General features: G+C 66.4%; 21 protein-coding genes and 1 pseudogene. 8 read left to right on the top strand and 14 right to left on the bottom strand.

All coding sequences use genetic code 11. The features are described 5' to 3' along the window. Nucleotides 1–10: 10 nt before the first annotated feature. Together DPV79_RS43900 and DPV79_RS31655 are read right to left on the bottom strand one after the other, a co-directional pair. Nucleotides 11–124, bottom strand: a pseudogene (locus tag DPV79_RS43900) (ESPR domain-containing protein); the annotation flags it as partial. A gap of 974 nt (nt 125–1,098) precedes the next feature. After that, nucleotides 1,099–1,407, bottom strand: coding sequence for an H-NS histone family protein (locus tag DPV79_RS31655; protein ID WP_165843597.1), 309 nt, complete (start codon nt 1,405–1,407; stop codon nt 1,099–1,101). A 259-nt stretch (nt 1,408–1,666) separates the two neighbouring features. Here DPV79_RS31655 and DPV79_RS31660 point away from each other — a divergent pair, with 259 nt between their 5' ends. After that, nucleotides 1,667–2,596 (top strand): response regulator transcription factor, encoded by a 930-nt coding sequence (locus DPV79_RS31660; protein WP_244321839.1) that lies wholly within the window; start codon nt 1,667–1,669, stop codon nt 2,594–2,596. A gap of 90 nt (nt 2,597–2,686) precedes the next feature. Here DPV79_RS31660 and DPV79_RS42845 read toward each other — a convergent pair whose 3' ends face one another. The 3 genes from DPV79_RS42845 to DPV79_RS31665 form a co-directional block, all read right to left on the bottom strand. Further along, nucleotides 2,687–2,857 (bottom strand): hypothetical protein, encoded by a 171-nt coding sequence (locus DPV79_RS42845; protein ID WP_165843598.1) that lies wholly within the window; start codon nt 2,855–2,857, stop codon nt 2,687–2,689. A gap of 244 nt (nt 2,858–3,101) precedes the next feature. Continuing rightward, on the bottom strand, nt 3,102–3,239 hold the full coding sequence (locus tag DPV79_RS42850; RefSeq protein WP_165843599.1) for a hypothetical protein: 138 nt from the start codon (nt 3,237–3,239) through the stop codon (nt 3,102–3,104). A 535-nt stretch (nt 3,240–3,774) separates the two neighbouring features. Further along, nucleotides 3,775–5,337, bottom strand: coding sequence for a tetratricopeptide repeat protein (locus DPV79_RS31665; RefSeq protein WP_165843600.1), 1,563 nt, complete (start codon nt 5,335–5,337; stop codon nt 3,775–3,777). A gap of 1,060 nt (nt 5,338–6,397) precedes the next feature. Here DPV79_RS31665 and DPV79_RS31670 point away from each other — a divergent pair. The 6 genes from DPV79_RS31670 to DPV79_RS31695 all read left to right on the top strand — a co-directional run bounded on the left by DPV79_RS31670 (nt 6,398) and on the right by DPV79_RS31695 (nt 14,153). Continuing rightward, entirely contained in the window at nt 6,398–7,864 is a 1,467-nt protein-coding gene (locus DPV79_RS31670; RefSeq protein ID WP_113047302.1) for a carbohydrate porin, read from the top strand. A gap of 65 nt (nt 7,865–7,929) precedes the next feature. Continuing rightward, the gene (locus DPV79_RS31675; protein WP_059621502.1) at nt 7,930–9,063 is read left to right on the top strand and encodes a hypothetical protein; all 1,134 of its coding nucleotides are present in this window, start codon (nt 7,930–7,932) and stop codon (nt 9,061–9,063) included. An 11-nt stretch (nt 9,064–9,074) separates the two neighbouring features. After that, nucleotides 9,075–10,373 (top strand): iron uptake transporter deferrochelatase/peroxidase subunit, encoded by a 1,299-nt coding sequence (efeB, locus tag DPV79_RS31680; protein WP_113047303.1) that lies wholly within the window; start codon nt 9,075–9,077, stop codon nt 10,371–10,373. Nucleotides 10,374–10,439: 66 nt separating this feature from the next. Then, nucleotides 10,440–11,474, top strand: a complete 1,035-nt coding sequence (locus DPV79_RS31685; protein ID WP_059687041.1) for an iron ABC transporter substrate-binding protein — start codon at nt 10,440–10,442, stop codon at nt 11,472–11,474. 2 nt (nt 11,475–11,476) lie between these two features. Further along, nucleotides 11,477–13,075 carry an ABC transporter permease gene (locus DPV79_RS31690; protein ID WP_113047304.1) on the top strand — a complete coding sequence of 533 codons (1,599 nt, stop codon included), beginning with the start codon at nt 11,477–11,479 and terminating at the stop codon, nt 13,073–13,075. A 28-nt stretch (nt 13,076–13,103) separates the two neighbouring features. Beyond that, on the top strand, nt 13,104–14,153 hold the full coding sequence (locus DPV79_RS31695; protein WP_113047305.1) for an ABC transporter ATP-binding protein: 1,050 nt from the start codon (nt 13,104–13,106) through the stop codon (nt 14,151–14,153). 81 nt (nt 14,154–14,234) lie between these two features. Here the strand turns inward: DPV79_RS31695 and DPV79_RS31700 are convergent, their stop codons facing one another. The 9 genes from DPV79_RS31700 to DPV79_RS31745 all read right to left on the bottom strand — a co-directional run bounded on the left by DPV79_RS31700 (nt 14,235) and on the right by DPV79_RS31745 (nt 23,312). Beyond that, complete coding sequence (locus DPV79_RS31700; protein WP_049097657.1) at nt 14,235–14,750, bottom strand: SRPBCC family protein; 516 nt, start codon at nt 14,748–14,750, stop codon at nt 14,235–14,237. A 44-nt stretch (nt 14,751–14,794) separates the two neighbouring features. Continuing rightward, on the bottom strand, nt 14,795–15,427 hold the full coding sequence (locus DPV79_RS31705) for a LolA family protein (protein WP_113047306.1): 633 nt from the start codon (nt 15,425–15,427) through the stop codon (nt 14,795–14,797). Then, on the bottom strand, nt 15,424–15,855 hold the full coding sequence (locus DPV79_RS31710) for a quinol oxidase (RefSeq protein ID WP_425267368.1): 432 nt from the start codon (nt 15,853–15,855) through the stop codon (nt 15,424–15,426). Before DPV79_RS31710 ends, DPV79_RS31705 begins: the two co-directional genes overlap by 4 nt. 34 nt (nt 15,856–15,889) lie before the next feature. Continuing rightward, complete coding sequence (locus tag DPV79_RS31715) at nt 15,890–16,675, bottom strand: anti-sigma factor family protein (RefSeq protein WP_113047307.1); 786 nt, start codon at nt 16,673–16,675, stop codon at nt 15,890–15,892. Further along, complete coding sequence (locus tag DPV79_RS31720; RefSeq protein WP_027788224.1) at nt 16,672–17,187, bottom strand: sigma-70 family RNA polymerase sigma factor; 516 nt, start codon at nt 17,185–17,187, stop codon at nt 16,672–16,674. The genes DPV79_RS31715 and DPV79_RS31720 overlap by 4 nt, the downstream gene beginning before the upstream one ends. Nucleotides 17,188–17,214: 27 nt before the next feature. Beyond that, nucleotides 17,215–17,574: a COG4315 family predicted lipoprotein gene (locus DPV79_RS31725; protein ID WP_113047308.1), complete on the bottom strand. Its 360-nt coding sequence runs from the start codon at nt 17,572–17,574 to the stop codon at nt 17,215–17,217. 287 nt (nt 17,575–17,861) lie between these two features. Next, entirely contained in the window at nt 17,862–20,723 is a 2,862-nt protein-coding gene (locus DPV79_RS31730; RefSeq protein ID WP_113047309.1) for a beta strand repeat-containing protein, read from the bottom strand. 497 nt (nt 20,724–21,220) lie between these two features. Then, entirely contained in the window at nt 21,221–22,465 is a 1,245-nt protein-coding gene (locus tag DPV79_RS31740) for an NAD(P)/FAD-dependent oxidoreductase (RefSeq protein WP_059556024.1), read from the bottom strand. A gap of 67 nt (nt 22,466–22,532) precedes the next feature. Then, nucleotides 22,533–23,312: an ABC transporter substrate-binding protein gene (locus DPV79_RS31745; RefSeq protein WP_113047310.1), complete on the bottom strand. Its 780-nt coding sequence runs from the start codon at nt 23,310–23,312 to the stop codon at nt 22,533–22,535. Between the two features lie 378 nt (nt 23,313–23,690). Between DPV79_RS31745 and DPV79_RS31750 the strand changes: the two genes are divergently transcribed. Then, complete coding sequence (locus tag DPV79_RS31750) at nt 23,691–24,653, top strand: ornithine cyclodeaminase family protein (RefSeq protein WP_113047311.1); 963 nt, start codon at nt 23,691–23,693, stop codon at nt 24,651–24,653. Nucleotides 24,654–24,776 lie beyond the last annotated feature (123 nt).

A 24,776-nucleotide genomic window follows, 5' to 3' on the forward strand; every position in this document is an offset into this window, starting at 1 on the left:
ACGAATTCACACTTCCCTGCTCGCAAACGCTCTTGGAACCCTTACCGCGCGTGTTCGTCAGCTCGGACGCTGCCACCCACACACCCAGCGCCTCATTCCATATGCTTCGATAAATTTTATTCATGGTAATTAGGTATCCGATATTACTTTTTTAGAATTTGACGCCCTCGCCGATCATCGGATCGGCATGCTTGGCGTCAACGGCTCTCGTGGTTCGTGGGGTGGAGCGTCACCATCCACATTTCAAGTGTCGCCGCACGATCTCGAACTTTTTGGCCAGGTGCTTTTTCCACACTTATAGTCAGGAAAACTTATTAATTGACATCGACGGGCTTCCCGCCGTTTCGTCAGTACCGTGATCGATCACGATCACGGTTGGATGCTCATCATCCTCCGCGAGCAGATCGCCAATGAAGCGGACGACGTTGAGGCCGGTGATGTTGTGCGTACAGGAGTGACACGGACCAATGCGTTCGCGCCGTGGTCTGGAGCGCCAGGAACAATGCGTCGGTAGTTCCTACGGTTCGATTTCTTGACGCAAGCCTCCCGATAACCCGCTACGCTTGACCTACGACGATCCGCAAAAGTCAGCCTCGTGGAGACAGAGCCGGCGGATTGGGACGTCATGCACGGCCCGCTATAGCTTGTCGAGACTGATCCGCTCCGCGACACATACCTGTCGGTCGCGTTCTTTGTGCAACATCCTGTTTTGTTTGACCATAAAGCCCTCCCTGTTGAGCGCTACGCTCGGCTTATCGAAATGCCTTGGCTGCAACGGATCGAAGTCGACTGAGAAGGGCCAAGCGACCTGCTCACGCGTCGACGTTTCGATTGAGGCCGTACGCACGGCCACGGCGATCATCTCGCCCCTCAAAGCATGCGGCCCAATAGCAACCCGACTGACCGCTCATGCCGAATTTCGCGACTCGAATGCAGCTTGTCGACCGTCAGCATCAACAGATGCCGCTACCCGCGCCTGCATCCCCTGATACAGGCTATCGACAGCGTTACGGAGCCCGACAGCCGATTTCGCAAGCCACGGAAACGCCTCGACACACAAAACACCCGACCTTCACTTCAATGCAAAGATCAAATGCCTCAATCCTCACGCTCAAAATTGGATATCTCAAACTGTTTGCGATCTTTATCGCGAATCCATTCGGGTGCACGGCCTACCCCTGACCACGTTGCTCCGCTGACGGGATCGAAATAGCGGGGTCGCCGTTTGGTCGCACGACGCAGAACATCGACCGCAAAAATATCCTCAGGAGAAAAACCGAACTCGCGGACGCAATATCTGATCTCCAGCAAAATTGCCTCCGCAGCCGCTCGCCGCTCCTCGGCAATCCGCGACTCCAGCTTCGCCCGTCTCTCCAAATACCGCCGATACGACTCCAGGTTACGCATTTAGATAACCACGTCTCGCCATTCTTGGAAATAGTCTCTGATCGAGACGGCAATCTGGTAACCGCTCGCCACTCGCCTGTCCATCGCTATCAGCCGCAAAATATTTCCGGATGCTTCAACGCCATCAATGACGAATGAAGCATACCTATTTCGTCATACAAACCATTCAGACGGCAAATTCACCTGAAAGGCAATCGCACCCACTTCATCAATCCACATGAAGCATGCTATATGGAGGGCAAATCGAAATTGACAACATTTGTCACGAATCAATCACGCCCCAGAATTTATTCCGTTCATAAAAGTTGACAAAAAAACAGCCAAAAAATGCCACTCTATTTCGCAAATCAGTCATGCCATCCAGGCGCACGAGGCCCAGGCATATTGTTTCAATTTACTTTCAGTTAAATCCGGCCACCAAACCACCCCATGCACGAGGGTATTCCCGGATTTAAACGACACGATAAAAATGGTGCCAATGAAGATTCTTGCCGTTGACGACGAGCCAGCACAGGCGGCGTTCATCTGCGATTCCCTGATCGCCGAAGGGTTCGATGTCCATGGCGCCACACGGGGTGCAGAAGCCATACGCCTCCTCGAAACCGACACCTTCAACCTGGTTGTGCTCGACTGGAACCTGCCCGATATTTCCGGGCTGGAAGTCCTCGCCTGGATTCGTGCGCGAGTGGGCAGAGATCTCCCCGTGCTGTTCCTGACGAATCGCGTGCGCGAGGAGCAGCTTGTCATTGCGCTTGATGCTGGTGCCGACGACTATATGGTCAAGCCCGTTCGTCGCCATGAACTGATCGCAAGAGTACGCGCACTCCTGCGGCGGGCCTATCCAGTGAACTCAACGCCAACATCGATCAACATTGGTCGTTATCGTCTGGACCTCGTGACCGAAACCGTATTCTTGAGCGACGAGCCGATCAAACTGACATCGAGGGAATTCAACGTCGCCGTCGCCCTGTTTCAAAACTGTGGTCGTGCGATGCCAAGAGAAGCATTGATCAAGTCGATATGGGGGCGCCATAGCGATCATATTTCTCGAACGCTCGATACGCATATCTATCGTGTGCGATCGAAGTTGCGAATCGGCCCCGAAAACGGTGTTCGACTTCGCGCTGTCTACAATCACGGTTATCGGCTGGAGTTGCTCGATCCCAACCACACGCACGATGCAGAATAGCGGCTGCCGTTACCCGCGCCAAAGACAACCCTACGTGACCGAGGAGCTGCCAAGCTGCGTTCCTGCCGGGTGAACACCGAGGGCTTGCAGTCAGGAAATGGCGTCACCCTGACCGCCGCGCAAACCATGTGCTGGTTGCACGATACGGCACCCGGCATCGGTGATCGACGCGCCGTTGACCATGGTTTCCCTCTCTGCTGGTACCGCCAAATTCCAGGCGAGCGCCGTGACGCTCAGAATTCGATACAGGGAATATTTCATTTTTCAACCTCACATCGGAACATCGTTTCCAGCATCGGTACGATCGTGACCGGCACGGGAGACTGCACGAACCGCCGTTACCGAGCCTGCTCGTGCGGCGGCCTGATGACCGGCTTCGTCGAGCCTTGAATCAGTCGAGACGCAAGTGGCATGGACTCACCATGTTTGGGGTGATCGGCTAGCCAGGCCACGCAAACGGCCAGCGCAATCGCGCTCCCCCACAATGTCAACAGAACACGCATCCTCACCTCACCTTCACCGGCTTGGCCGCGGCCTGCGTGATTTTCGCCCGCGGCTTCGGTACCGTTTCGAGGACAACCACCAGCGTCACGACAAGCCCGCAGATCAGAAGACCGCACATCCCGAGCATTGCCTTGTTCATTTCTGCGTCTCCCCCTGCATCGTTTGACCGAATGCGCCAATCGAGCCGCACGGGCGACCGTGCATGGACGCTCGAATCACACCCGGAAGGCTCGACGCGATTCGATCGCCCGATGACCGGCCATAGAATGCGTCCTGGTGACGGTCGCGTCGCCCTTGATACCGTCGATCGCGATGAAGTTGCCGTTGGCATGACGAGGCGCATCGATCGTCGGCTATCTCGAGTCCCGATGGCAAATCGAGCCTTTCAGCGATCCCAGAACGCATCTGCGGCGATATCACTGGTTGCCCACAAAGAGGTTCTTCGTTGATCTTCGGCGAAGAGGTCAGCTTCAATTTCTCACCACTCAACTCATCAGAAATACGTAGCAATATGCAAAGAATCCGACTTCACCCAAGCTACCGAAGCATCATCGGATTGGAGTGGACTCTCGACGATTCACGCGTTTGCGTCGCCCGACACGGTCGCCTGAAACGCCCGAAAACCGCCGGCCGGAGTGGCCCAGGAGACGATTCCGCTCGCTCCACTTGGTCGACTAGTCGCGCCGACACGCCCTCTCGGCCGACAGAGCCGTAGCGTTGAACTCCAGTTCAGACAAGACACGCTCGATTACCTCGGTCCAGTTTCCGCGCGTGGTTTGGGTAAAAATACGCATGCCGGGATACCAAGGACTATCTTCACGATTGCGCAACCAGCGCCAGCAGCCCGAGTATCGGTTCAGTAACCAAACGCGCTTACCCATGGCTGCCGCAAGATGAGCGACCGCAGTGTCGACTGAAATGACAAGATCCAGTGTGTCGATGAGGGCAGCGGTATCGGCAAAATCCCTCACCTCGTGCATCCAGTCGACTACGTGGGGGTACTTCTCGTGGGGCAGCGCTTTCGAAATGTCTTCTGCCTTCTGAAGACTGATCCAGTGCGCACCAGACCACGCGAGCAATGGCGCCATCGTCTCCAGGTCGATACTGCGCCGGCGATCTTCGGCCAAGGCCGAATGCCCTCCCGCCCAGACCACCCCGATATGAGGCAAGGTACCTGGCTGCAACGTCGCCACTTTCGATGACCATTTTCGCGACCGTCGCCGATCAGCGTACAAATATGGCAAGTCGGCGGGAATATTGTCTACTCGCGTTCCGAACGCCATGGGCAGCGACAGGAGCGGGCAATACCAGTCCCATCGAAGCGCATTGAATGGCTTGTCTTCGAGCAGCGTCAGATTGGGCCACCGGGAGCAGAGTGAATCGGTCAGCAACCGGCGCAACGGCTCCGGGCATATGAATCCAACTGCCGTGAAACGTCCGAGCGCCATTTCGAGATATCGGCAAAAATGCAGCGTATCGCCAAGGCCCTGCTCGGCCAAAACGAGCAGGCGGTTTTCACCTGGCGGTAACTCTTGCCCCAGCCATCGACGGATCGGCATCGCAGGAGGCTTGATCCCTGGGGGCGAATCGCCCATTCGAAGGGTTGCCCATCGGTGTTCGAAATGTGGCCAGGCTTCCCCGTAGTCGCCGGTGCAAAGCAATGCAAATCCGAGATTGGCGTGAGCGAAGGGATGGTTTGGATTCAACTCGATTGCTTGACGATACGCATTGATCGCCAGATCGATTTTTCCTAACTGGTAGAAACACACGCCCAAATTGCTATGACCATCCGGACGCGTTGGATAACGTTCGATCGTGCGTCGGCAAATATCGCGGGCGTCTTCCGGCTTGTCATCCAGATCCAAGGCCATAAACAAGTTATACAGCAGCTTCGAAGTGTCCAGATCCGGCTGATGATCTTCGGCAAACGCCAGACCGCTTCGCGCGCTTGCTGCCGCCTGAGGAAATGCCTTCAATCGTGTTTGCGCCACGCACAGGCTGTTGTAGAAGATGGCGTTGGGAGACGCGTCAATAGCTCGCTTGAACCAGTCCTCGGCCTCCTCAGCCTTACCCAATGAAAAAGCGATCAACCCTCTCAGATGCAGGACATCACCGTTTGACGGGTACTCCTTCAGAACGTCTTCGACCAGCCGAAGAGCGAGTTCAGGCTGGCCAGCGTGATAAGCCTCGATAGCCTTGTCATAGCACAACTGGATATCTTCAAGATTCGATTCCACAGCAACCCCGATCAGCAGTCCACAGCAGTGAACGTTCCGCAGCGCAGCTCGGACCCGAAATATGGACGCTGGATATCCATTACCACCTCAATGCCGATTTGCCGGCGTTGCATGGAGCGCGCGTCGGAGACCGGCGATTTCCGGGGGCCCTTCCAACGTCGACGTGTCAGTTTGAAAATTCAACCAGACCTCGAGCCGTCGTTGAACAAACGCTATCCAGAGATCGGTCGTGACCGGATGCCGTCCGAAAGCATCCTGCCCCGCAAAAAACCTCGATGAGAAAAAAGCCAAGCGTGAGCTTGGCGTCAAATCCGAGGGGAAGTGCTCCGGTAACAGAGCATTGACGATGGTACGCGTCCACACACGGCGAGATTTGAACGATTGTCACATCCAGAAGGAGGGAGGCATTTGCGGCCTTCGACGATCACCGTCACCGGCCTGCGAGAACCGGTCATTCAAAATCATGCGAACCATCGACTCAACGACGGAAGCGTGCCTCGTCCGGAAGCCTTGCTTCGACAACACGGGCCGTCCGAATCTGAACGAGCCTCGACATCAACCGCCGGAACCCGCACGAATACGACAAATAATCCCTTAGAAGCACCCGCGGACCAGGCCGACAGGCCCGCGCAGCCCAGGAATCTCATCCAGCCCCGTTGGGACACCGGGAAAGCACGGAGTTCCTGCGATCGACGTCATCACACAAAAACTTCCGTAACGGCATCGCTTCCGTCCGCTGACACGCTCCCTCCGGCACCAGCCGGATGCCTCCCGTGCCCCGCCCCGCGGATCCATCGCTTCGCATCGAAGCATTCATTTTCATTACGCCGATATTTACGGTTTACCTCTGCACTAAACACGCCAAACGCCCTGTCCGTAAGCCCCTGGATTACATTCGGTAATTTAATGCGAATCATTCTCGTTTACATTGACTTTCCCATTTGACACTCCTACGATGCGCCGCGTTGCGCTTTTCTTCGTGCCCCGGCCAGTCGGAGCCGAGCGTCCGGACAGCGGCCGACAAGCAGGACTCCACACTAATTAAAACCATGGATTTGATATGAAGTTTGCGTCGTTCCAGGGAGACAGCGTCCGTGCCCGGATGCGCCCCGCCGCCTGCGCGGCCATCCTTGCATGCGCGTCGTTCGCGAGCGGCGCCGCTTTCGCCGACGTACCCGTCGACGCACAACCCGAAGCGCCCGAAGCCGACCTCTCGATCCAGGCGAAGCCGACCAACATGTGGACCGGCATCTGGACGCGCCAGAGCCTGCTCGGCGACATGGGCGGCATCCGCCCGTGGCTCGGCAAGTACGGCGCGACGCTGCAGATCACCGAAACCAGCGAATACCTCGCGAACCTGCGCGGCGGCCTGAACCGCGGCGGCGCCTACGACGGATTGACGACGGCCACGTTGACGGTCGACACGCAGAAGGCGATCGGCCTGGCCGGCGGCACGTTCAACGTCAGCGCGCTGCAGATCCACGGCACCAACCTGAGCGCGCGGAACCTCGGCACACTCAACACCGCGAGCGGCATCGAGGCGCAGGGCACGACGCGCCTGTGGGAGCTGTGGTACCAGCAGTCGTTCCTCGACAAGCGCGTCGACGTGAAGATCGGCCAGCAGAGCCTGGACCAGGAATTCATGGTCAGCACGTATGCGAACACGTTCGTCAACACGATGTTCGGCTGGCCCGCGCTGCCGTCTTACGACCTGCCCAACGGCGGCCCCGCGTATCCGCTCGCGGGCCTCGGCGTACGCGTGCGCGCGCAGATCACGCCGAAGCTCACCGCGCTCGCGGGCGTGTTCGACGGCGATCCGCTCGGCAACAACCCGAACAACCTCAGCGGCACCAACTTCAACCTGCACAACGGCACGCTCTATATCGGCGAGCTGCAGTACGCGCTGAACCAGCCGTCCGACGGCGAAATGGACACCGGCCGCTCGAACGGGCTGCCGGGCACCTACAAGATCGGCGTCTGGTATCACAACGGCCGCTTCGCGGACCAGAACGTGAGCACCGACGGGCTGTCGCTCTCCGATCCCGCGTCGAACGGCAACGCGCAGCAGCACCATGGCGACTACAGCTTCTACGCGGTGGCCGACCAGATGATCTGGCGCCCCGACCCGACCGGCCCGCGCAGCCTCGGCGTGTTCGCGCGCGTGATGGGTGCGCCGGGCGACCGCAACCTGGTGAGCTTCTCGGCCAATGCGGGGATCGTGCTGAAGGCGCCGTTCGAAGGCCGCGACAACGACAGCGTCGGCCTCGGCGTCACGTACATCCAGGTCGGCAACCACGTGACCGACCTCGACCAGGCCGCGCGGACGTTCGCGACCGGCCCGTACGGCGTGCGCACCCGCGAGACGACGCTCGAGGCGACCTACCAGTACCAGGTGAACCCGTGGTGGATCGTCCAGGCCGACGCGCAGTACACGTTCAACGCGGGCGCCGGCCAGAACCCGAGCGACGCGACGCAGCCGCTGCGCAACACGTTCGTGCTCGGCGCGCGAACGACGATCACGTTCTGAGCGACGCGCCCACGCTACCCGTTTTTCGCGCGCCGCCCGGACGGCGCGCCCTCCAGGAGATTCACATGATTCAATCCGCCCCGCTTCGCCGCCTCGCGACGGGCGCACTGGCCGCCGCCGCCCTGACGGCCGCCGCCGGCGCACTCGCCGAGCCGCAAGGTTTCCTCGAGACGCTGCATCGCCACACCACGCTCGTCAACACGGTGCCCGACAACGGCGACCAGAACCCGTACGCGATCGCGGTCGCGCCGGTGTCGGCCGGCACGATCCAGGCGGGCGACGTGCTCGTCGACAACTTCAACAACTCGGCGAACCTGCAAGGTACCGGCAGCACGATCGTCGACTACCGCCCGTCGACGAAGCAGCTGAGCCTGTTCGCATCGATCCCGCGGGACCTGAAGGCGTGCCCGGGCGGCATCGGCCTGTCGACGGCGATGACGATGCTCAAATCCGGCTGGGTGATCGTCGGCAGCACGCCGAGCAACGACGGCACGACGAACACCAAGGGGGCCGGCTGCCTGATCGTGCTCGATCCGCAGGGCAAGATCGCATCGACGTGGTCGACCCCGAACATCAACGACCCGTGGGGCAACATGGCCGTGGTCGATCGCGGCGACAGCGCGACGCTGTTCGTCAGCATGGCCGGCTTCGGCGTCGGCCGCGCCGACGGCAACCCGCCCGTCTACAAGCAGGCGACTGTACTGCGCCTCGATCTCGACGTGCCGGCGGGCAAGCCGCCCGTGATCAAGCAGGAAACGGTCGTCGCGAGCGGCCTCGGCGCGCAGGCCGACAAGGGCGTGTTCCTGGTCGGCCCGACCGGCCTCGCGTTGTCCGGCGACCAGAAGAAGCTGTACGTGTCGGACGCGATCGGCAACCGGATCGTCGAGATCGACGATCCGCTCACGCGCGACACCAGCGCGGGCGTCGGCCGCCAGGTCACCGCCGACGGCTTCCTGCGCCGCCCGCTCGCGCTCGCGACCGCACCGAACGGCCACCTGCTCGCGACCAACGCGCAGAACGGCCAGGTCGTCGAGATCGACCCGGTCGCCGGCAAGCAGCTCTACGCGCGCTGGATCAACACCGACAAGGCACAGTCGCCCCCCGGCAACGGCAACCTGTTCGGCATCGCGATGACGCCCGAGGGCGACGGCTTCTACTACGTCGCGGACGACGTCAACACGCTGTTGCTCGCGAAGTAACGGAACGAACCATGGCAGACGATCACAACCAGCCGCCGCGCCCCGCACGGCGCGGCTTCCTGAAGGCGGGCGGCGCCGCGGTGGCCGCCGGCCTCGCGGCGGCGTCGATGCCGGCCGCGAAGGCGGCGGATGCCCCCGCCGCCGCACCGGCCCCCGCGCACGATGGCGTCGAGCCGTTCTACGGCCAGCACCAGAGCGGCATCACGACGCCGCAGCAGCGCCACGCGTATTTCGCGGCGCTCGACCTGACGACGGCGCAGCGCGCGGACGTCATCGCGCTGCTGAAGACCTGGACCGACGCCGCCGCGCGGATGACGCGCGGCGACACCGCGCAACCGCTCGCCGCGACGGGCGGCGACGAAGTCGCGCCGGCCGACGGGGGCGACGCGCTCGGCCTCGGCCCCGCGCGCCTGACCATCACGTTCGGCTTCGGGCCCGGACTGTTCGCGCTCGCGGGCAAGGACCGCTACGGCCTCGCGAAGCATCGCCCCGCCGCGCTCGTCGACCTGCCGCGTTTCAACGGCGACCAGTTGCTGCCCGAGAAGACCGGCGGCGACCTGTTCATCCAGGCATGCGCGGACGACGCGCAGGTCGCATTCCACGCCGTGCGCCAGCTCGTGCGGCTCGGCGCAAACGCAACGCAGATGCGCTGGGGCCAGGCCGGCTTCACGTCGGGCAAGCCCGGCGAGACGCCGCGCAACCTGATGGGCTTCAAGGACGGCACGATGAATCCGCCGATGTCCGATCCGGCCGCGATGAACGAATTCGTGTGGGCCGGCAGCGAAGGCCCGGCATGGATGAACGGCGGCACCTATACGGTCGTGCGCCGGATCCGCATCACGCTCGAACACTGGGACAACACGGAACTCGGTTTCCAGGAACAGGTGGTCGGCCGCCACAAGTACAGCGGCGCGCCGCTCGGCCAGAAGCACGAGTTCGAGGCGCTCGACCTCGACGCGGCCGACAAGGACGGCAACCCGGTGATCCCCGACAACTCGCACGCGCGCCTCGCATCGCCGCAGGTCAACAACGGCGCGCAGATCCTGCGCCGCGCGTACTCGTACAACGACAGCACGAGCTTCTACATCGAGCGCTGGCCGCCGTGGCGCCAGCAGACCGAGTACGACGCGGGGCTGATGTTCGTCGCGCACCAGCGCGACCCGCGCAAGGGCTTCATTCCGATCAACGAGAAGCTCTCGAAGCTGGACATCATGAACCAGTTCACCACGCACGTCGGCAGCGCGATCTTCGCGTGCCCGCCGGGCGCGCAACCCGGTTCGTACATCGGCGCCGCACTGTTCGAGGCATGACGTCGCGCCACGCCAGCCAACGCACACCTTTTCCGGCCCGGCCGGATGCAAACTGCTGAAAACGACATGATCACTACACCCGTTAGCCGCCCGCTGCGGCACCTGATTTCCGCGGCGGCCGCCGCGCTGATGCTGACCGGCGCGCTGCACGCCACCCGCACGCATGCCGCGACGCTCACGCTGTACAACGCGCAGCACGAGCAAGTCGTGAACCAGCTCGTCAAGGACTTCGAAGCACAGAGCGGCATCACCGTGAAGGTGCGCTCGGGCGAGGGCCCCGCGCTCGCCGCGCAGATCGTCGCGGAAGGCGACCGCACGCCGGCCGACGTGTACTTCACCGAAAACTCGCCGGAGCTCGTGCTGCTCGATCGCAAGGGCCTGTTCGCGAAGACCGACGGCGCCACGCTGCAGTCGGTGCCCGCGCGCTTCAACCCGGCCGACGGCAACTGGGTCGGCGTGCTCGCGCGCGAGAACGTGCTCGTCTACAACACCGCGAAAATCCAGCCGCAGCAGTTGCCCGCGTCGCTGCTCGATCTCGCGAAGCCCGAATGGAAGGGCAAGGTCGGCGTCGCGCCGAGCGACGCGGACTTCCTGCCGCTCGTGAGCGCGGTGCTCGCGCTGCATGGCGAGGCCGCGACGCTGCAATGGCTGAAGGGCCTGAAGGCCAACGCGCAGATCTTCGACGACGACGAAGGCGTGACGGCGGCCGTCAACCGCGGCGGCGTGCTGACCGGCATCGTCAACAACTACTACTGGGACCGCCTGCACGCGGAACTCGGCGACAAGTCGACGCGCAGCGCGATCCACCACTTCGGCCACGGCGACGTCGGCGGTGCCGTCAACGTGTCCGGCGCCGCGGTGCTGAAAGCGTCGAAGCACCAGCCGGAAGCGCAGAAGTTCGTCGCGTATCTCGTCAGCGAGCGCGCGCAGAAGCTGATGGCGGGCGGCCATGTCAGCTTCGAGTATCCGCTGCATCCGGGCGTCGCTCCCGATCCGATCCTGAAACCGTTCAACGAACTGAGCCCGCCGGCGCTGACGTTCGAACAGCTCGGCGACGACAGCCAGGCCGGCAAGCTGCTGCGTCAGGCCGGCCTCCTCTGAGCATGAGCGACGCCGTGTCCCGCACGGCGCGCACCGCGCGCGACGGCGAGCGCACCGCGACACGGCGGCGCCCGTCGCGCGCGCTCGTCGCCGCGGCCGCGTGCGGGCCGCTCGCGATCCTGTTGCCGCTCGGCTTCACGCTGTACCGCGCGGCCACCTTCGGCGTCGACGATGCGATCGAGCTGCTGTGGCGCCCGCTCGTCGGCGAGTTGCTCGTCAACACGCTGTCGATCACGCTCGCCGCGACCCTCGCGTGCACGCTGCTCGGCACGGCGCTCGCGTGGTTCATCGAGCGCACCGACCTGCCGGCCCGGCCGCTGTGGACCGCGCTGGCGGCCGCGCCGCTCGCGGTGCCGCCGTTCATCACGAGCTATGCGTGGGTGTCGCTGAGCCTCGACCTGCAGGATTTCCTCGGCGCGCTGATCGTGCTGACCTCCGCGTACTTCCCGCTCGTCTACCTGCCGGTGGCCGCCGCGCTGCGCGAACTCGACCCCGCGCTGGAGGAAAGCGCGCGCACGCTCGGCTGCTCGCCGTGGCATACCTTCTTCCGCGTCGTGCTGCCGCAGCTGCGCCCCGCGCTGTGCGGCGGGATGCTGCTCGTCGCGCTCGGCGTGCTGTCCGAGTTCGGCGCATTCCAGTTGCTGCGCTTTCGCACGTTCACGACCGAGATCTATGCGGAATACCGCACCGCGTTCGACGGCGGCGGCGCGTCGTTGCTCGGCTGCGTGCTGATCGCGCTGTGCCTGCTGTGCCTCGCGATCGAGGCTCGCGCACGCGGCCATGCGCGCTACGGTCATACGCACCGCGCCGCACGCCGCGTCGCGATGCGTTATCCGCTCGGCAACCTGCGCGGCCCCGTCACCGTCGCGTTCGCCGCGCTCGCAGCAGCGACGCTCGGCGTGCCGCTCGCGATGATCGGCTACTGGCTCACGCAACAGGGTGCTGCCGCCGTCACGCCCGCCGACGTGTCGCCCGAGCTGCTGTGGCAGGCCGCGCTCGCGTCGTCCGGCTACGGCCTCGCGGCGGCGGCCGTCACGACGCTGCTCGCGCTGCCGCTCGCGTTCCTGCTGGTCCGTTATCCGGGCCGCGTCGCCACCCTCCTCGAGCGCACGGCGATGACCGTGCAGGGCGTGCCGGGCATCGTCGTCGCGCTGGCGATCGTGTCGATCACGGTGCGGCTGCTGCAGCCGCTCTACCAGAGCGCACCGGCGCTCGTCGCCGCGTACGCGATCCTGTTCCTGCCGCTCGCGGTCGTCAGCGTGCGCGCCGCGCTGTCGCACGTGCAGGTCCGGCTCGAGGAAACCGCGCGCTCGCTCGGCCTCGGCTGGCGAGCGACGCTCACGCGTGTGGTGCTGCCGCTCGCGGCACCCGGCCTCGGCGCGGCCGCGACGATGGTGTTCATCTCGGTCGTGACGGAACTCAACGCGACGCTGCTGCTGTCGCCCATCGGCACCCGCACGCTCGCGACGCAGGTGTGGAGCGATACGGCGACGCTCGCGTTCGCCGCCGCGGCGCCCTATGCGGCGCTGCTCGTCGCGCTGTCGCTCGGCGCATCGGGACTGCTGTTCCTGCTGCTCGGCCGCGCGTCGGTGCGCAACTGAGCGCCGCCCTTTTTCCCCGGAACCGCCCATGAGTGAACTACGCATCCGCGGCCTGTCCAAATCGTTCGGATCGCATACCGTCCTGCACGACATCGACCTCACGGTGCGGCGCGGTTCGCGCCTCGCGCTGCTCGGCCCGTCCGGCAGCGGCAAGACCACCCTGCTGCGCGTGCTGTGCGGCTTCGAGCGCGCCGAGCGCGGCACCGTCGAAATCGACGGGCGCCGCGTGGCCGCGCTCGACCTGCACCTGCCGCCCGAGGCACGCCGGATCGGTTACGTGCCGCAGGAAGGCGCGCTGTTTCCGCATCTGTCGGTGGCCGACAACATCGCGTTCGGGCTGCCGCGCGCGGCGCGGCGGCGCCATCATCGCGTCGACGAACTGCTCGAGATGGTCGGGCTGCCCGCATCGTATGCGAGCCGCGCGCCGCAGCAACTGTCGGGCGGCCAGCAGCAGCGCGTCGCGCTCGCCCGCGCGCTCGCGCCGGAACCATCGCTCGTGATCCTCGACGAACCGTTCTCCGCGCTCGACACGTCGCTGCGCCACGAAACGCGCGGCGCGGTCGCGGATGCGCTCGCCGCGGCGGGTGCGACATCGGTGCTCGTCACGCACGACCAGCCCGAGGCGATGACGCTCGGCGACGAAGTGGCGGTGATGTGGCACGGCCGCCTCGTACAAACCGCCGCGCCGCAGACGCTGTACCGGCAGCCGGTCACGCGCGACGTCGCGTCGTTCGTCGGGCAGGCCGTGCTGCTCGCCGGCCGCGTGCGCAGCATGCGCATCGCCTGCGCGCTCGGCGAACTGCCGCTCGTCGCGCCGCTGCCCGACGGGCCGGCCGACGCGATGCTGCGTCCCGAGCAGATCGGCATCGTGCCGGTCACGCAGGCCGATACCGCGCGCGGCCATACGGCGCGCGTCGAAGCCGCGCAGTTCGCGGGCCAGGATGCCGACGTGGTCGTGCGCCTCGATGCCGATCCCGACGTGCTCGTGCGCGCACGCGTGCCGGGACACCGGTGTCCGGCCGTGGGCGAACGTGTCGCGCTGGTGGTGGATGGCGCGGTGATGGCGTACGCGCGCTGAGCAGCGCGGTGCGGCGGTTGGCGGTTGGCGGTTGGCGGTTGGCGGTTGGCGTTCGGCACTTTTACACGCGTTCACGCGCGTTCAGGCATCGGCGCAACCCGCATCCGGCAACGGCCGGAAAGTCCGGCCGTCCGTCTCGACGGCCGCGCCCAGCAGCCGCGCAAGCCCTTTCGCGCCTTCGCGCATCACGACGTCGTGATTCCATCGGAACAGCGGTCGACCCAGCGGCTCCAGCCGGTTCATCCAGCGCACGTGCGTGCGGATGTGCCAGTCGTAGCGCACGATCGTGCGTGCGCCGTCGGCGGCGAACGACCAGCATCCGTCGCCCTCGATCGCGCCGCTCGCGCGGCCTTCGAGCGCATGACGCGGCTCGACGCGTCGCACGCGCATGTCGAAGGTCAGCCGGTACGGCAGCGCGCCCTTCCACGTGTACCGGTGCAGCGCGCCGACGCCGCGCACGTCGCCCGGCTCGATCTCGACGGTACGCACGGCGCCCTTCCACCAGTCGGGCCAGCGGTCGACCTGGTAGATCGCGTCCCACACCGCCGCGAGCGGCGCGTCCACGCGCCAGGTCGTCGAGAACCGGTATTCCGCCATGCGGCCTCCGGCATGCCCGTCAGGGGCATGAGTCAGCGCACCGCTCAGGGCGCGAAGAAACGTTCGGGAAACGCGACGTCGATCTCGACGTCGTCGAGCGTCACGGTCTCCAGCGGCACGTCGCCATCGTCCGCGAAGCTGACGACCTTCAGCGGAAAACCGTCCTCGGTATCCAGCCAGAGCCGGTAGCGATGCACGCCGTCGACCGCATGCGCGGGCGCGCCCGTGACCGACACGCGCAGCGCGGTCCGGCCGCCGACGGCCTCCTCACCTTCGGTCACCGTCGAGCCGCCCTCCTGCAGCGCATGAACGTTGCGCAACAGTTCGCCGACGTCGGACCGGTCGACCCGGTGGCCGCTGCGGTCGCGCACGAGCGGATTGGACGGCGACAGCGTCAGCGCGGGCGGCGCATGCGCGCCGAACGGGCGCAGCCGCACCTTGCCGTCGCCGGGATCGTACGCGAGCACCGCGCCGTGATGCGGCGACACGAAATCCATCCGGACGAAGCCCGGTTTCAGGTACGCGTAACGGAATTCCGTATGTTCGCCGCTGCGCGCGGACGAGCGGATCGTCGCGCGGTACGAGCGGACGTGGTCGAAATGCGCCTGCGCGATGGTCACGGGATCGGCGGTCATGCTCGCTCCTATCAGGCTCGCGGTCAGCAACGCGGCGATCACGGCGCCGCCTCGACATCGAGCACGCCTTCCATCCCGCGCTCGCGATGGCTGCTGAAAAACAGCAGCCGATGCGTGCAATAGTAGGCGAACCGGCCCGGCTGCGCAGGCGTGAAGCGAAACGTCTTCGGCGTCGTGCCGAGTTCCGTGTGCACCGCGATGCCGGCCTGCGGCGCATCGATTTCGAAGCTGTGCGGCACCAGGCCGGGCTCGGCCGACACGGTCAGCTCGACCGGCACGTTCGCCCTCACGATCACGTGGTTCGGCCGGAAGAAATAACTGCCGCCGACGATCGCGACCCGCTGCACGCCGTCGGCGTCGACGGGCACGCGCACGGGTGCGTCACCCTCCGCCCGGGCAAGCGCGATGCCCGCGGCGAGTGCCGCCAGCAACGGGATCAGCACGAGCCCCTTCGTCATCGTCATCGTCATCTTCATCGCTTGCTCCGTACCGGCGCCGCGCGCGTCACCCCTTCCACGCGTCGGTCTGGCCGCCGAGCTCACCGCACGCTTCGATCGCGAGTTCGCGCAGGCGCCGTTCATCGCCCCGGCCGGACAATGCGTAGCCCATCCCGCGATCCGACCAGAAATACGTGTAGCGGTCGCCGGCCGACATCGCCCGCGGTGCGACGCGCCGTGCGTCGTAGGCCGTCATGTACAGCGTCACGCGCTCGCCGTCCGCGCGCTGGTACATGAGTTGCGCGGCCGGCCCCGCGCCGCCCGGGAGCAGCCGGCCGCCGAGCAGCGCGTAGCCGTATTCGTCGAGCGACGGCGCGCGCACGGGCCGCCCGAGACGCGCGGACAGCCACCCGGCGAGGCGTTCCGAGTCGCCTGCTCCGACTTCGACCGGATGTTCGCGATCGGCCACGTACGTCGCGTACGCGACATCCGCGCGCGCGGCGAACGCCGGTTCGCTGTCGAGCGCGACCCAGCCCGCATGCAGCGCGATGCCGATCAGCAGCCCGGCCGCGAGCCCCGCGAGCGCATAGGCGATCCCGCTCCGACGCGGCGCGCGGCGCTGCACGAACAGCGCGGGCGCGGCACCCGGCAGCGGAAACAGCGCCTGCAGTGCGTCGCGCTGCGCCCGGTAATGCGCGAATCGTTCGGCCTCCTCCGGATCGGCCCGCACCCGCTCGAGCATCTCGTTTCGCTCGCGCCCGGACAGCTCGCCGTCCAGCAACGCGGACAGCAGTTGCGCCGACGCATCGTCGTCCCGTTCGTCGTTCGAATGTTTGCGCGGTTCGTCCATCATGTCTTCCCGATCACCCGTAACGCGGGCGTGCCGTGCGCCGACGGCTCGTCCGACAGCATCGCGCGCATCTGCCCGCGCGCCCGTGCGAGGCGCGACATCACCGTTCCCACCGGGACACCGAGCACCTGTGCGGCATCGCGATAACTCAACTCCTCGAGCGCGACCAGCAGCAACACCTCGCGCTGCTCGACCGGTAGCCGGTACAGCGCGCGCTGCACGTCGCGCAGCACCAGCCCGCCGATCTCGCCGGCCGGCGCGGCCATCGTCTGCCACGGCGCCGTCGCATCGTCGACCGCGATCTCGTGCCGCGCGCGCAACTGGTCGATGAAGCGGTGCCGCAGCAGCGTCAGCAGCCACGCGCGCAGGTTGCCGCCATCGCGCGGCGGGCGGTTCAGTGCACGCTCGAGCGTGTCCTGCACGAGATCGTCCGCCCAGGCGCGGTCGCCCGTCAGCGCACGCGCATAGCGCGTGAGATGCGGCAGCCACACCAGCAGATCCGATTCATAGCTCATCAGGATGCCTCGCGCACCGCCACGCGGTCACGGGCGCGCAACGTGCCACATGCCGCCGATCCCGTCGCCGCCCGCGTCGCCGGGCTTGTGATCCTGCTTCCAGCGATACAGCGGGCGCCCGCGATACGCCCATTGCTTGCGGCCGTCGTCGCGCGCGACGAGACTCAGCGCACCCGCGGCCTTGTCGTACGCGTCGGCGAGCGCGGGCGGCCAGTTGGCCGCGCACGCGCTGTCGCAGGCGCTCTTGCCGGGCGCGTCGCGATCGAACACGTAGAGCGTCATGTGATCTTCGTCGACCAGTTTGCCGTCGCCGGCACGGGGCGGTTCCGCGGCAGCCGGCCGCACGATAGCCGCCGTCAGCGCGGCGGCAACGAGTATCCGTTTCATGTCCTTTCTCCTTGGCACGGCATCGCGACACGGCGGCACCGGCAGGAACGATCGGCTTCGTCACGACCATTATCCCGCCGGCCGGCGCTGCCGGGATTCGGTATGTAAACGGACGAAGGAGGCCGATTATTCCGCGTCGGCCGCGGCCGTTCATGCCGCGACCATTCATGCGACAAAAGAAAGCGCGCCCCAAAAAGGACAACGCGGCATGACATCCCTGTCATGCCGCGTTGCGCGACCCGTTGCGCACGGCGGCCGATCTCGCGCCGCCGTGCGTGTCCGGCCGATTACTTCGGCAGTGCGCCCGTCAGCGACTGGAGCAGCGACGACACCGGTGCGAGCGGGTTGCCCGGCGCGCTGTTGCCCGAATGCGGCGTGACCGACAGGCCCGGCGCAGAGCCGAGCGCCGTGCCCACCGTCGTGCCGACCGCGTTGACGACAGTCGCCGTCGCGTTGCCGCCCGTCGTCAGCAGCGAGCCAACCGCACCCGCCGTGCCGCCGGCCGCGTTCGCGCCCGAGCCGAGCAGGCTGCCGCCCGCCGCTGCCGTCGAACCGGCCGCGCCCGACAGCGCGCCGGCCGCCTGCCCGAGGGCCACCGGACCGTTCGCGAGTGCGCCCGTCACCGAACCGAGCGCACCGGTCAGTGCGCCGGCCGCGTTGCTGCCGCCCGTCAGGCCGCTCACGAGGTTCGTGATCGGTGCGATCGGGTTGTTGCCCGCCGCGCCCGACAACGTGCCGACAACCTGGTTCACGACGCCTTGCACCGGCGCCAGCGGGTTCGACCCGCCGAGGTTGCCGAGCGTGCCGACCACCTGGCTCACGACGCCCTGCACCGGCGCCAGCGGGTTCGTGCCGCCGAGGTTGCCGAGTGCGCCCACGACGGAGCCGACCGCGTTACCCAGTGCGTTCGTGGCCGTGCCGACCGCATTGCTGTTGCCCAGCGTGCCGACGACCTGGTTCACGACACCCTGCACCGGCGCCAGCGGATTCGAGCCGCCAAGGTTGCCAAGGCTGCCGAGTGCGCCCGTCACCGAGCCGAGTGCACCGGTCAGCGCGCCAGCCGCGTTGCCGCCCGTCGGCAGTGCGTTCTGCAGGCCGTTGACGAGGTTCGTGATCGGCGCGATCGGGCTGCCGCCACCGGCGCCGGACAGCGTGCCGACGACCTGGTTCACGGCGCCTTGCACCGGCGCCAGCGGATCCGAGCCGCCGAGCGTGCCCGCGAGCTGCGTGACGACACCTTGCACCGGCGCCAGCGGGCTGCCCGCGCCGCCGACGTTGCCGAGCGTGCCCGTGATCGTGTTGACCGCGTTGCTCAGCGTGCCAGCCGGGTTGCCGCTGCCGAGCGTACCGGTGACCTGGTCGACGACGTTCTGGATCGGGGCCAGCGGGTTCGCGCCGCCACCGATGCCGCCCAGTGCGCCCGTGACCGTGCCGAGTGCGCCGGTCAGCGCGCCTGCCGGGTTGCCGCTGCCGAGCGCACCCGTGACCTGGTTCACGACACCTTGCACCGGGGCCAGCGGGTTCGAGCCGCCGCCGATGCCGCCCAGTGCGCCCGTGACCGTGCCGAGTGCGCCGGTCAGTGCGCCTGCGGGGTTGCCGCCGCCGAGCGCACCCGTGACCTGGTTCACGACGCCTTGGACCGGGGCCAGCGGGTTCGAACCGCCGCCGATACCGCCCAGTGCGCCCGTGACCGTACCGAGTGCGCCGGTCAGTGCGCCTGCCGGATTGCCGCCGCCGAGCGCACCCGTGACCTGGTTCACGACACCTTGCACCGGGGCCAGCGGGTTCGAACCGCCGCCGATACCGCCCAGTGCGCCCGTGACCGTACCGAGTGCGCCGGTCAGTGCGCCTGCGGGGTTGCCGCCGCCGAGCGCGCCCGTTGCGGTACCGAGTGCGTTGCTTAGCGTCCCGGTCGCCGTGTTCAGTGCGCCGGTCAGCGCACCCGCGGGATTGCCGCCGCCGATAGCGCCCAATGCGCCGAGCGCCCCCGTCACGTTGCCGATTGCACCGCTTACCGTGCCGGCCGGATTGCCAGCACCGAGCTCACCCGCCACGGTACCGAGCGCACCCGTCAACGCACCAGCGGGATTGCCACCGCCGAGTGCGCCGGTCACTTGATTGACGACACCTTGAACCGGCGCCAGCGGATTCGCGCCACCACCGACATTGCCCAGCGCACCGGTCACCGTACCGAGTGCCCCCGTCAACGCACCGGCCGGGTTGCCACCGCCGAGTGCGCCCGTGACTTGATTCACCACGCCCTGCACCGGCGCCAGCGGATTCGCGCCACCACCGACGTTGCCCAGCACACCGGTCACCGTACCGAGTGCACCCGTCAACGCACCAGCCGGGTTACCACCGCCGAGTGCACCCGTCACTTGATTGACGACACCTTGAACCGGCGCCAGCGGATTCGCCCCGCCGCCGACGTTGCCCAGCGCCCCCGTCACCGTGCCAAGGGCCCCCGTCAACGCACCTGCCGGGTTGCCGCCACCGAGTGCGCCCGTGACTTGATTCACCACGCCCTGCACCGACGCCAGCGGATTCGCGCCACCACCGACGTTGCCCAGCGCGCCGGTCACCGTACCGAGTGCACCCGTCAACGCCCCGGCCGGGTTACCACCGCCGAGTGCGCCTGTCACTTGATTGACGACACCTTGAACCGGCGCCAGCGGATTCGCCCCGCCGCCGACATTGCCCAGTGCCCCCGTCACCGTGCCAACCGCATTGCCCAACGCACCCGTCGCCGTATTCAGCGCACCGCTCAACGCGCCAGCCGGGTTGCCGCCGCTCAGCGCACCCGTCACCTGGTTCACCACACCCTGAACCGGCGCGAGCGGCTGCACCGTGCCGCCGCCACCGCCGAGAGCACCCGTCACCGCCCCCACGGCGCCCGACAGTGCCTGGCCGGGATCGCCAAGGGACGTCTGGATCGCGCCCGCCCCGCCCGCCGCCACGGTGACCGAACCCAGCGGCGACGTCCCCGTCGCGACCAGCCCGACCGAGACGCTGTTCGTCGGCGGGTTGACGATCACTTGCGGGATCGGCAGCCCATCAAGGGGCCCCGCCACCGCGGAACCCGAAGCCAGTACCCCGAACACCGTCGCGACCGACAGCGCTGCACCCGTCAATTTCAGATTTTGTCCCATCTTTGTTTTTCCCCATCTCGGTTGGCACAACGTTGATAAAGCATGGGGACGGATTGCACGAAGTGTGCCAATTCTAAAAACCGGATTGATTCGTCTGTCTATTGGCAAGCAATAACGCTTTTTTAATCGATTTCAGACGAAAAGCATGACTGCGTCATCGCAATCATCTGATGAAAATGGGCAGCGTAGCCCGGATGTAACGTAACGTTTGCGAGCCCCGTGGTAACGTGTTCCGGTACATTCCGCGTAACACCGGAACGCGCTGGCGGCGCGGTGCATCAGACCGTCACGAACGGCGGCCGATTACACATTTCAGCAAAATGAAAATGCATTGATAAATCGCCGATTTGCTGATTTTCTTTATTTGGCGATCATCTTTCTTGCCGATTACGCAGATCATTTCCGATTGCGTGATTTCCGGTAATTCGGATAGCAGAATGAAACATTGTAAAGGCCGCGTCGCAACCGGCGCGCGCGAGGCTGCGCGCGCCGCGGGATCAGCCGAAGCGTGCGGGCCGGTACGGATGGGGATCGATATAGGTCGGCGCGCCCGTCATCATTTCGGCGAGCAGGCGCCCGGTCGCGGGGCCGAGCGTGAGCCCGTGGTGACAATGGCCGAATGCAAACCACAGGTGGCGATGGCGCGGCGCGGGCCCGATCACCGGGCGCATGTCGGGCGTGCACGGCCGCATCCCGAGCCACGGCTCGGGATCGAGCCGCTCGCCGATGCCGAACGCGTCGCGCGCCAGCGGCTCCGCACGCGCGAGCTGCACGCCGGTCGGCGGTGCGCCGCGCAGCGCGATCTCGACGCCGGTCGTGAGCCGCAGCCGTCCGCCTTCCATCGGCGCGACGACGAAACCTTCCTCGGTATCGCACACGGGCACGTTCAACGGTGCACGCGTCGGCCGGTAGTGCATATGGTAGCCGCGCTTCGCGCGCAGCGGAATCCGGTAGCCGAGCGGCGCGAATACGTGATCGGACCACGGCCCGAGCGCGACCACCGCCGAGCGCGCCGAGACCGGCCCATGTTCGGTACCGACCTGCCAGCCGTCCTCCACCTGCACGAGCGTCTTGGCATCGCCGCGCACGAACGTGCCGCCGTCGCGCTCGAACAACCGCGCGTAGGCCTTGGTCAGCCCGCCCGGGCTCGACACGGTCTTCGGATCCTGCCAGTGGAATGCGCCGCAGAACGCGTCGCTGACGCCGGGCTCTGTCGCGCGCAACGCACGTGCGTCGAGCACCGTCATCCGCAGCCCGTGCGCGTCGGCCACGCGCTGCTGCACGCGCGCTTCCGCATCGAACAGCGCGGGCGACCGGAACGCTTCGATCCACCCGCCGTCGTGCACGAGCGGCTGCGCATCGGTACGCGCGAGCAGCGCGTCGTGTTCAACGACGCTCGCCGCGACGAGCGGCAGCAGGTCGCGCGCGGCGGCCGCGAGCCGCTGCGGCGACGATTCGCGCCAGAAGCGCGCGAGCCAGCCCGCATACGCGGGCAGCGCGCGGTAGTCCCAGTAGAGATCGACCGAGCGGTTGCGCGCATAGCGCAGCAAAGTGCCGAGCCGGCGCGGAAACGCGTACGGCACGACTGACGAGCGTTCGATCAGCCCCGCATTGCCGTGGCTCGTTTCCTCGCCGGGCGCGCGCCGGTCGACGAGCGCGACGCGCAACCCGCGATCCTGCAGATGCAGCGCCGACGACACGCCGACGATGCCGGCCCCCAGAACGATGACGTCGAAATCCATGGTTCCCCGTACTGCGTCGAGATTCGATGCGGCACGCGCCGGCCCGGCGGCCGGCGCGCGGCGGTCATTACTTCGCGACGATGTCGCGCTTGAAGTACTTCTGCGACAGCGCGCCGAGCGTGCCGTCCTTCTTCAGCGCGTCGAGCGCGCCGACGATCTTCGCCTGCAGCGCCTTGTCGTTCTTGCGCATCCCGAAGCCCGTGCCTTCGCCGAGCGTCGCCGGATCCTTCAGCGGCTCGCCGACGATCTGGTAGTCGCGGCCGGCCGGCTTGTCGAGGAAACCGTCCTGCGCGGTCTGCGCTTCCTGCACCGCCGCGTCGAGACGACCCGCGACGAGATCGGCGTAGATCTGGTCCTGATCCTGGTACGACACGACGGCCACACCCGCGTTGGCCCAGTGCGCCTTCAGGAAATCCTCCTGTGACGAGCCCTGCAGCACGCCGACGTGCTTGCCGCGCAGGCTCGCGACGTCGGGCCGCAGCGGCGAGCCGTGCTTCGCCACCATCACGATCGGCACCACGTAGATCGCCGGCGTGAAGTCGATGCTCTGCTTGCGCTTCGCGGTGATGTTCATCGCCGAATTGATCGCGTCGAACTTGCGCGCCTGCAGCGCCGGAATCAGGCCGTCGAACGAATTTTCGACCCACATGCACTTCATGTTCAGCTTCGCGCACACCGCATTGCCGATGTCGACGTCGAAACCCTGCAGCTGACCGGCCGGCGTCTTGCTCTCGAACGGCGGATAGGCGGCTTCGATCCCGAAGCGCAACGTGGTCTGTTCGGCGTGGGCCGTGACGGCCGCACAGGCGAGCGCCGCAGCGGCGCAGAGGGAGAGCTTCCAGTTCATGACGGTCCTTCCGTTCTGGATTGAGGCGATGAAGATCGGTACACGACGGTCGCGGCCGGGCGCCGGATCGGCATTCGAAGCAGGCGGTCGCCACGCGGCGGCGCATCGTGTCCTGCACGCGAAATATAGACTCAAAGTCTACGATAGACTATAGGGGATACGAGAATCGTGCCCCGATACGCGTCGTCTGAAATTCACCCGACATCGAAAACACCCTTGATTTATCGATGTTTTTCCAGAATCTCGCGATGACACACAGTCTCGAAAAGAAAAATTCTCACGATTTCGCTTGTCTATATTAGACTTTTCGTCCATCACGAACACAGCCGGACACGTCGCTCGAGACAGTCCAGTCCGGCCCCGACCGGAGATGTCCTCATGACGCAAACCGCCCCGACCCTGCCGCTGACCGTCGAGGAAGCCGCGGTGCGCGCGGCCCTGCCGTCGCTCGACGTGCTCGGCACGCTGCGCAGCATGTTCGCGTCGCTCGCCGCGGCGCGCGCGGTGCAGCCGCCGCAAACGCTCACGCTGTTTCCCGGGCAGGCCGGCGACTTCATCACGTATCTGGGCGCGCTCGCCGACGCGCAGGTGTTCGGCGCGAAGCTGTCGCCTTATGTCGTGACGGGCGGCAAGCCCATCGTCACCGCGTGGACCGCGCTGATGTCGATGCGCACGGGCCAGCCGCTGATGTGGTGCGACGCGGGCCTGCTGACGGTCGAGCGCACGGCCGGCACGACCGCGCTCGCGGTCGATTGTCTCGCGCCGCGCAACGCGCGCCATCTCGCGATCGTCGGCGCGGGCGCGGTCGGCCTCGCGCATCTGCGGCACACCGCGGGACTGCGCGACTGGGAGACGATCCGCGTGTACTCGCCCGCGCTCGCCGGCGACGCGGCGCAGCAGGCGGCGCTTGCGCAGCTCGACCCGCGCGCACGCGCCGCGGCGAGCGTCGAAGCCTGCGTGCGCGACGCGGACGTCGTGATGCTGTGCACGTCGTCGGGCACGCCCGTGCTCGGCGACGGGATGCTCACGCGTCCCGCGCTCGTCACGTCGATCAGCACGAACGTCGCGCGCGCGCACGAGATCCCGCCCGCGTGGCTGCCCGGCATGGACGTGTACTGCGACTACCGGCACACGACGCCCGCGAGCGCCGGCGAAATGCAGATCGCGACGGCCGAGCACGGCTGGGAAGCCGCGCGGATCGCCGGCGACCTGCCCGCGCTCGTCGCCGGCACCTGCCCCGCACCGTCGTACGCGCGTCACGCATTCTTCCGCTCGATCGGCCTCGGGCTCGAGGACATCGCGATCGCGCACGCGCTGTACACGCACCTGACGCGCGCATGAGCGGCACGCGAGCGCGGGGCCGATACAATGGCGCAACCGCCGCGGCGGCCACGCGCGGGCGCACGGGCATGCCGGCCACCGGCACGCCGCCTCGCCGGCCCGATGGGCCGCCCGGCCCCCGCC

Origin of the sequence: Burkholderia reimsis (genome assembly GCF_003294055.1) — a bacterium.
GTDB classification, from domain to species: Bacteria; Pseudomonadota; Gammaproteobacteria; order Burkholderiales; family Burkholderiaceae; genus Burkholderia; species Burkholderia cepacia.

Excerpts from the sequence above, each read along its gene's own strand:
- DPV79_RS31730 (WP_113047309.1), bottom strand. The coding sequence starts at position 20,723 with ATGGGACAAAATCTGAAATTGACGGGTGCAGCGCTGTCGGTCGCGACG.
- DPV79_RS31740 (WP_059556024.1), bottom strand. The coding sequence starts at position 22,465 with ATGGATTTCGACGTCATCGTTCTGGGGGCCGGCATCGTCGGCGTGTCG.
- DPV79_RS42845 (WP_165843598.1), bottom strand. The coding sequence starts at position 2,857 with ATGAAATATTCCCTGTATCGAATTCTGAGCGTCACGGCGCTCGCCTGG.
- DPV79_RS31685 (WP_059687041.1), top strand. The coding sequence starts at position 10,440 with ATGATCACTACACCCGTTAGCCGCCCGCTGCGGCACCTGATTTCCGCG.
- DPV79_RS31695 (WP_113047305.1), top strand. The coding sequence starts at position 13,104 with ATGAGTGAACTACGCATCCGCGGCCTGTCCAAATCGTTCGGATCGCAT.
- DPV79_RS31745 (WP_113047310.1), bottom strand. The coding sequence starts at position 23,312 with ATGAACTGGAAGCTCTCCCTCTGCGCCGCTGCGGCGCTCGCCTGTGCG.
- DPV79_RS31690 (WP_113047304.1), top strand. The coding sequence starts at position 11,477 with ATGAGCGACGCCGTGTCCCGCACGGCGCGCACCGCGCGCGACGGCGAG.
- DPV79_RS31710 (WP_425267368.1), bottom strand. The coding sequence starts at position 15,855 with ATGACGATGACGATGACGAAGGGGCTCGTGCTGATCCCGTTGCTGGCG.
- efeB (WP_113047303.1), top strand. The coding sequence starts at position 9,075 with ATGGCAGACGATCACAACCAGCCGCCGCGCCCCGCACGGCGCGGCTTC.
- DPV79_RS31655 (WP_165843597.1), bottom strand. The coding sequence starts at position 1,407 with ATGCGTAACCTGGAGTCGTATCGGCGGTATTTGGAGAGACGGGCGAAG.
- DPV79_RS31670 (WP_113047302.1), top strand. The coding sequence starts at position 6,398 with ATGAAGTTTGCGTCGTTCCAGGGAGACAGCGTCCGTGCCCGGATGCGC.
- DPV79_RS42850 (WP_165843599.1), bottom strand. The coding sequence starts at position 3,239 with ATGAACAAGGCAATGCTCGGGATGTGCGGTCTTCTGATCTGCGGGCTT.
- DPV79_RS31700 (WP_049097657.1), bottom strand. The coding sequence starts at position 14,750 with ATGGCGGAATACCGGTTCTCGACGACCTGGCGCGTGGACGCGCCGCTC.
- DPV79_RS31715 (WP_113047307.1), bottom strand. The coding sequence starts at position 16,675 with ATGATGGACGAACCGCGCAAACATTCGAACGACGAACGGGACGACGAT.
- DPV79_RS31750 (WP_113047311.1), top strand. The coding sequence starts at position 23,691 with ATGACGCAAACCGCCCCGACCCTGCCGCTGACCGTCGAGGAAGCCGCG.
- DPV79_RS31725 (WP_113047308.1), bottom strand. The coding sequence starts at position 17,574 with ATGAAACGGATACTCGTTGCCGCCGCGCTGACGGCGGCTATCGTGCGG.
- DPV79_RS31675 (WP_059621502.1), top strand. The coding sequence starts at position 7,930 with ATGATTCAATCCGCCCCGCTTCGCCGCCTCGCGACGGGCGCACTGGCC.
- DPV79_RS31720 (WP_027788224.1), bottom strand. The coding sequence starts at position 17,187 with ATGAGCTATGAATCGGATCTGCTGGTGTGGCTGCCGCATCTCACGCGC.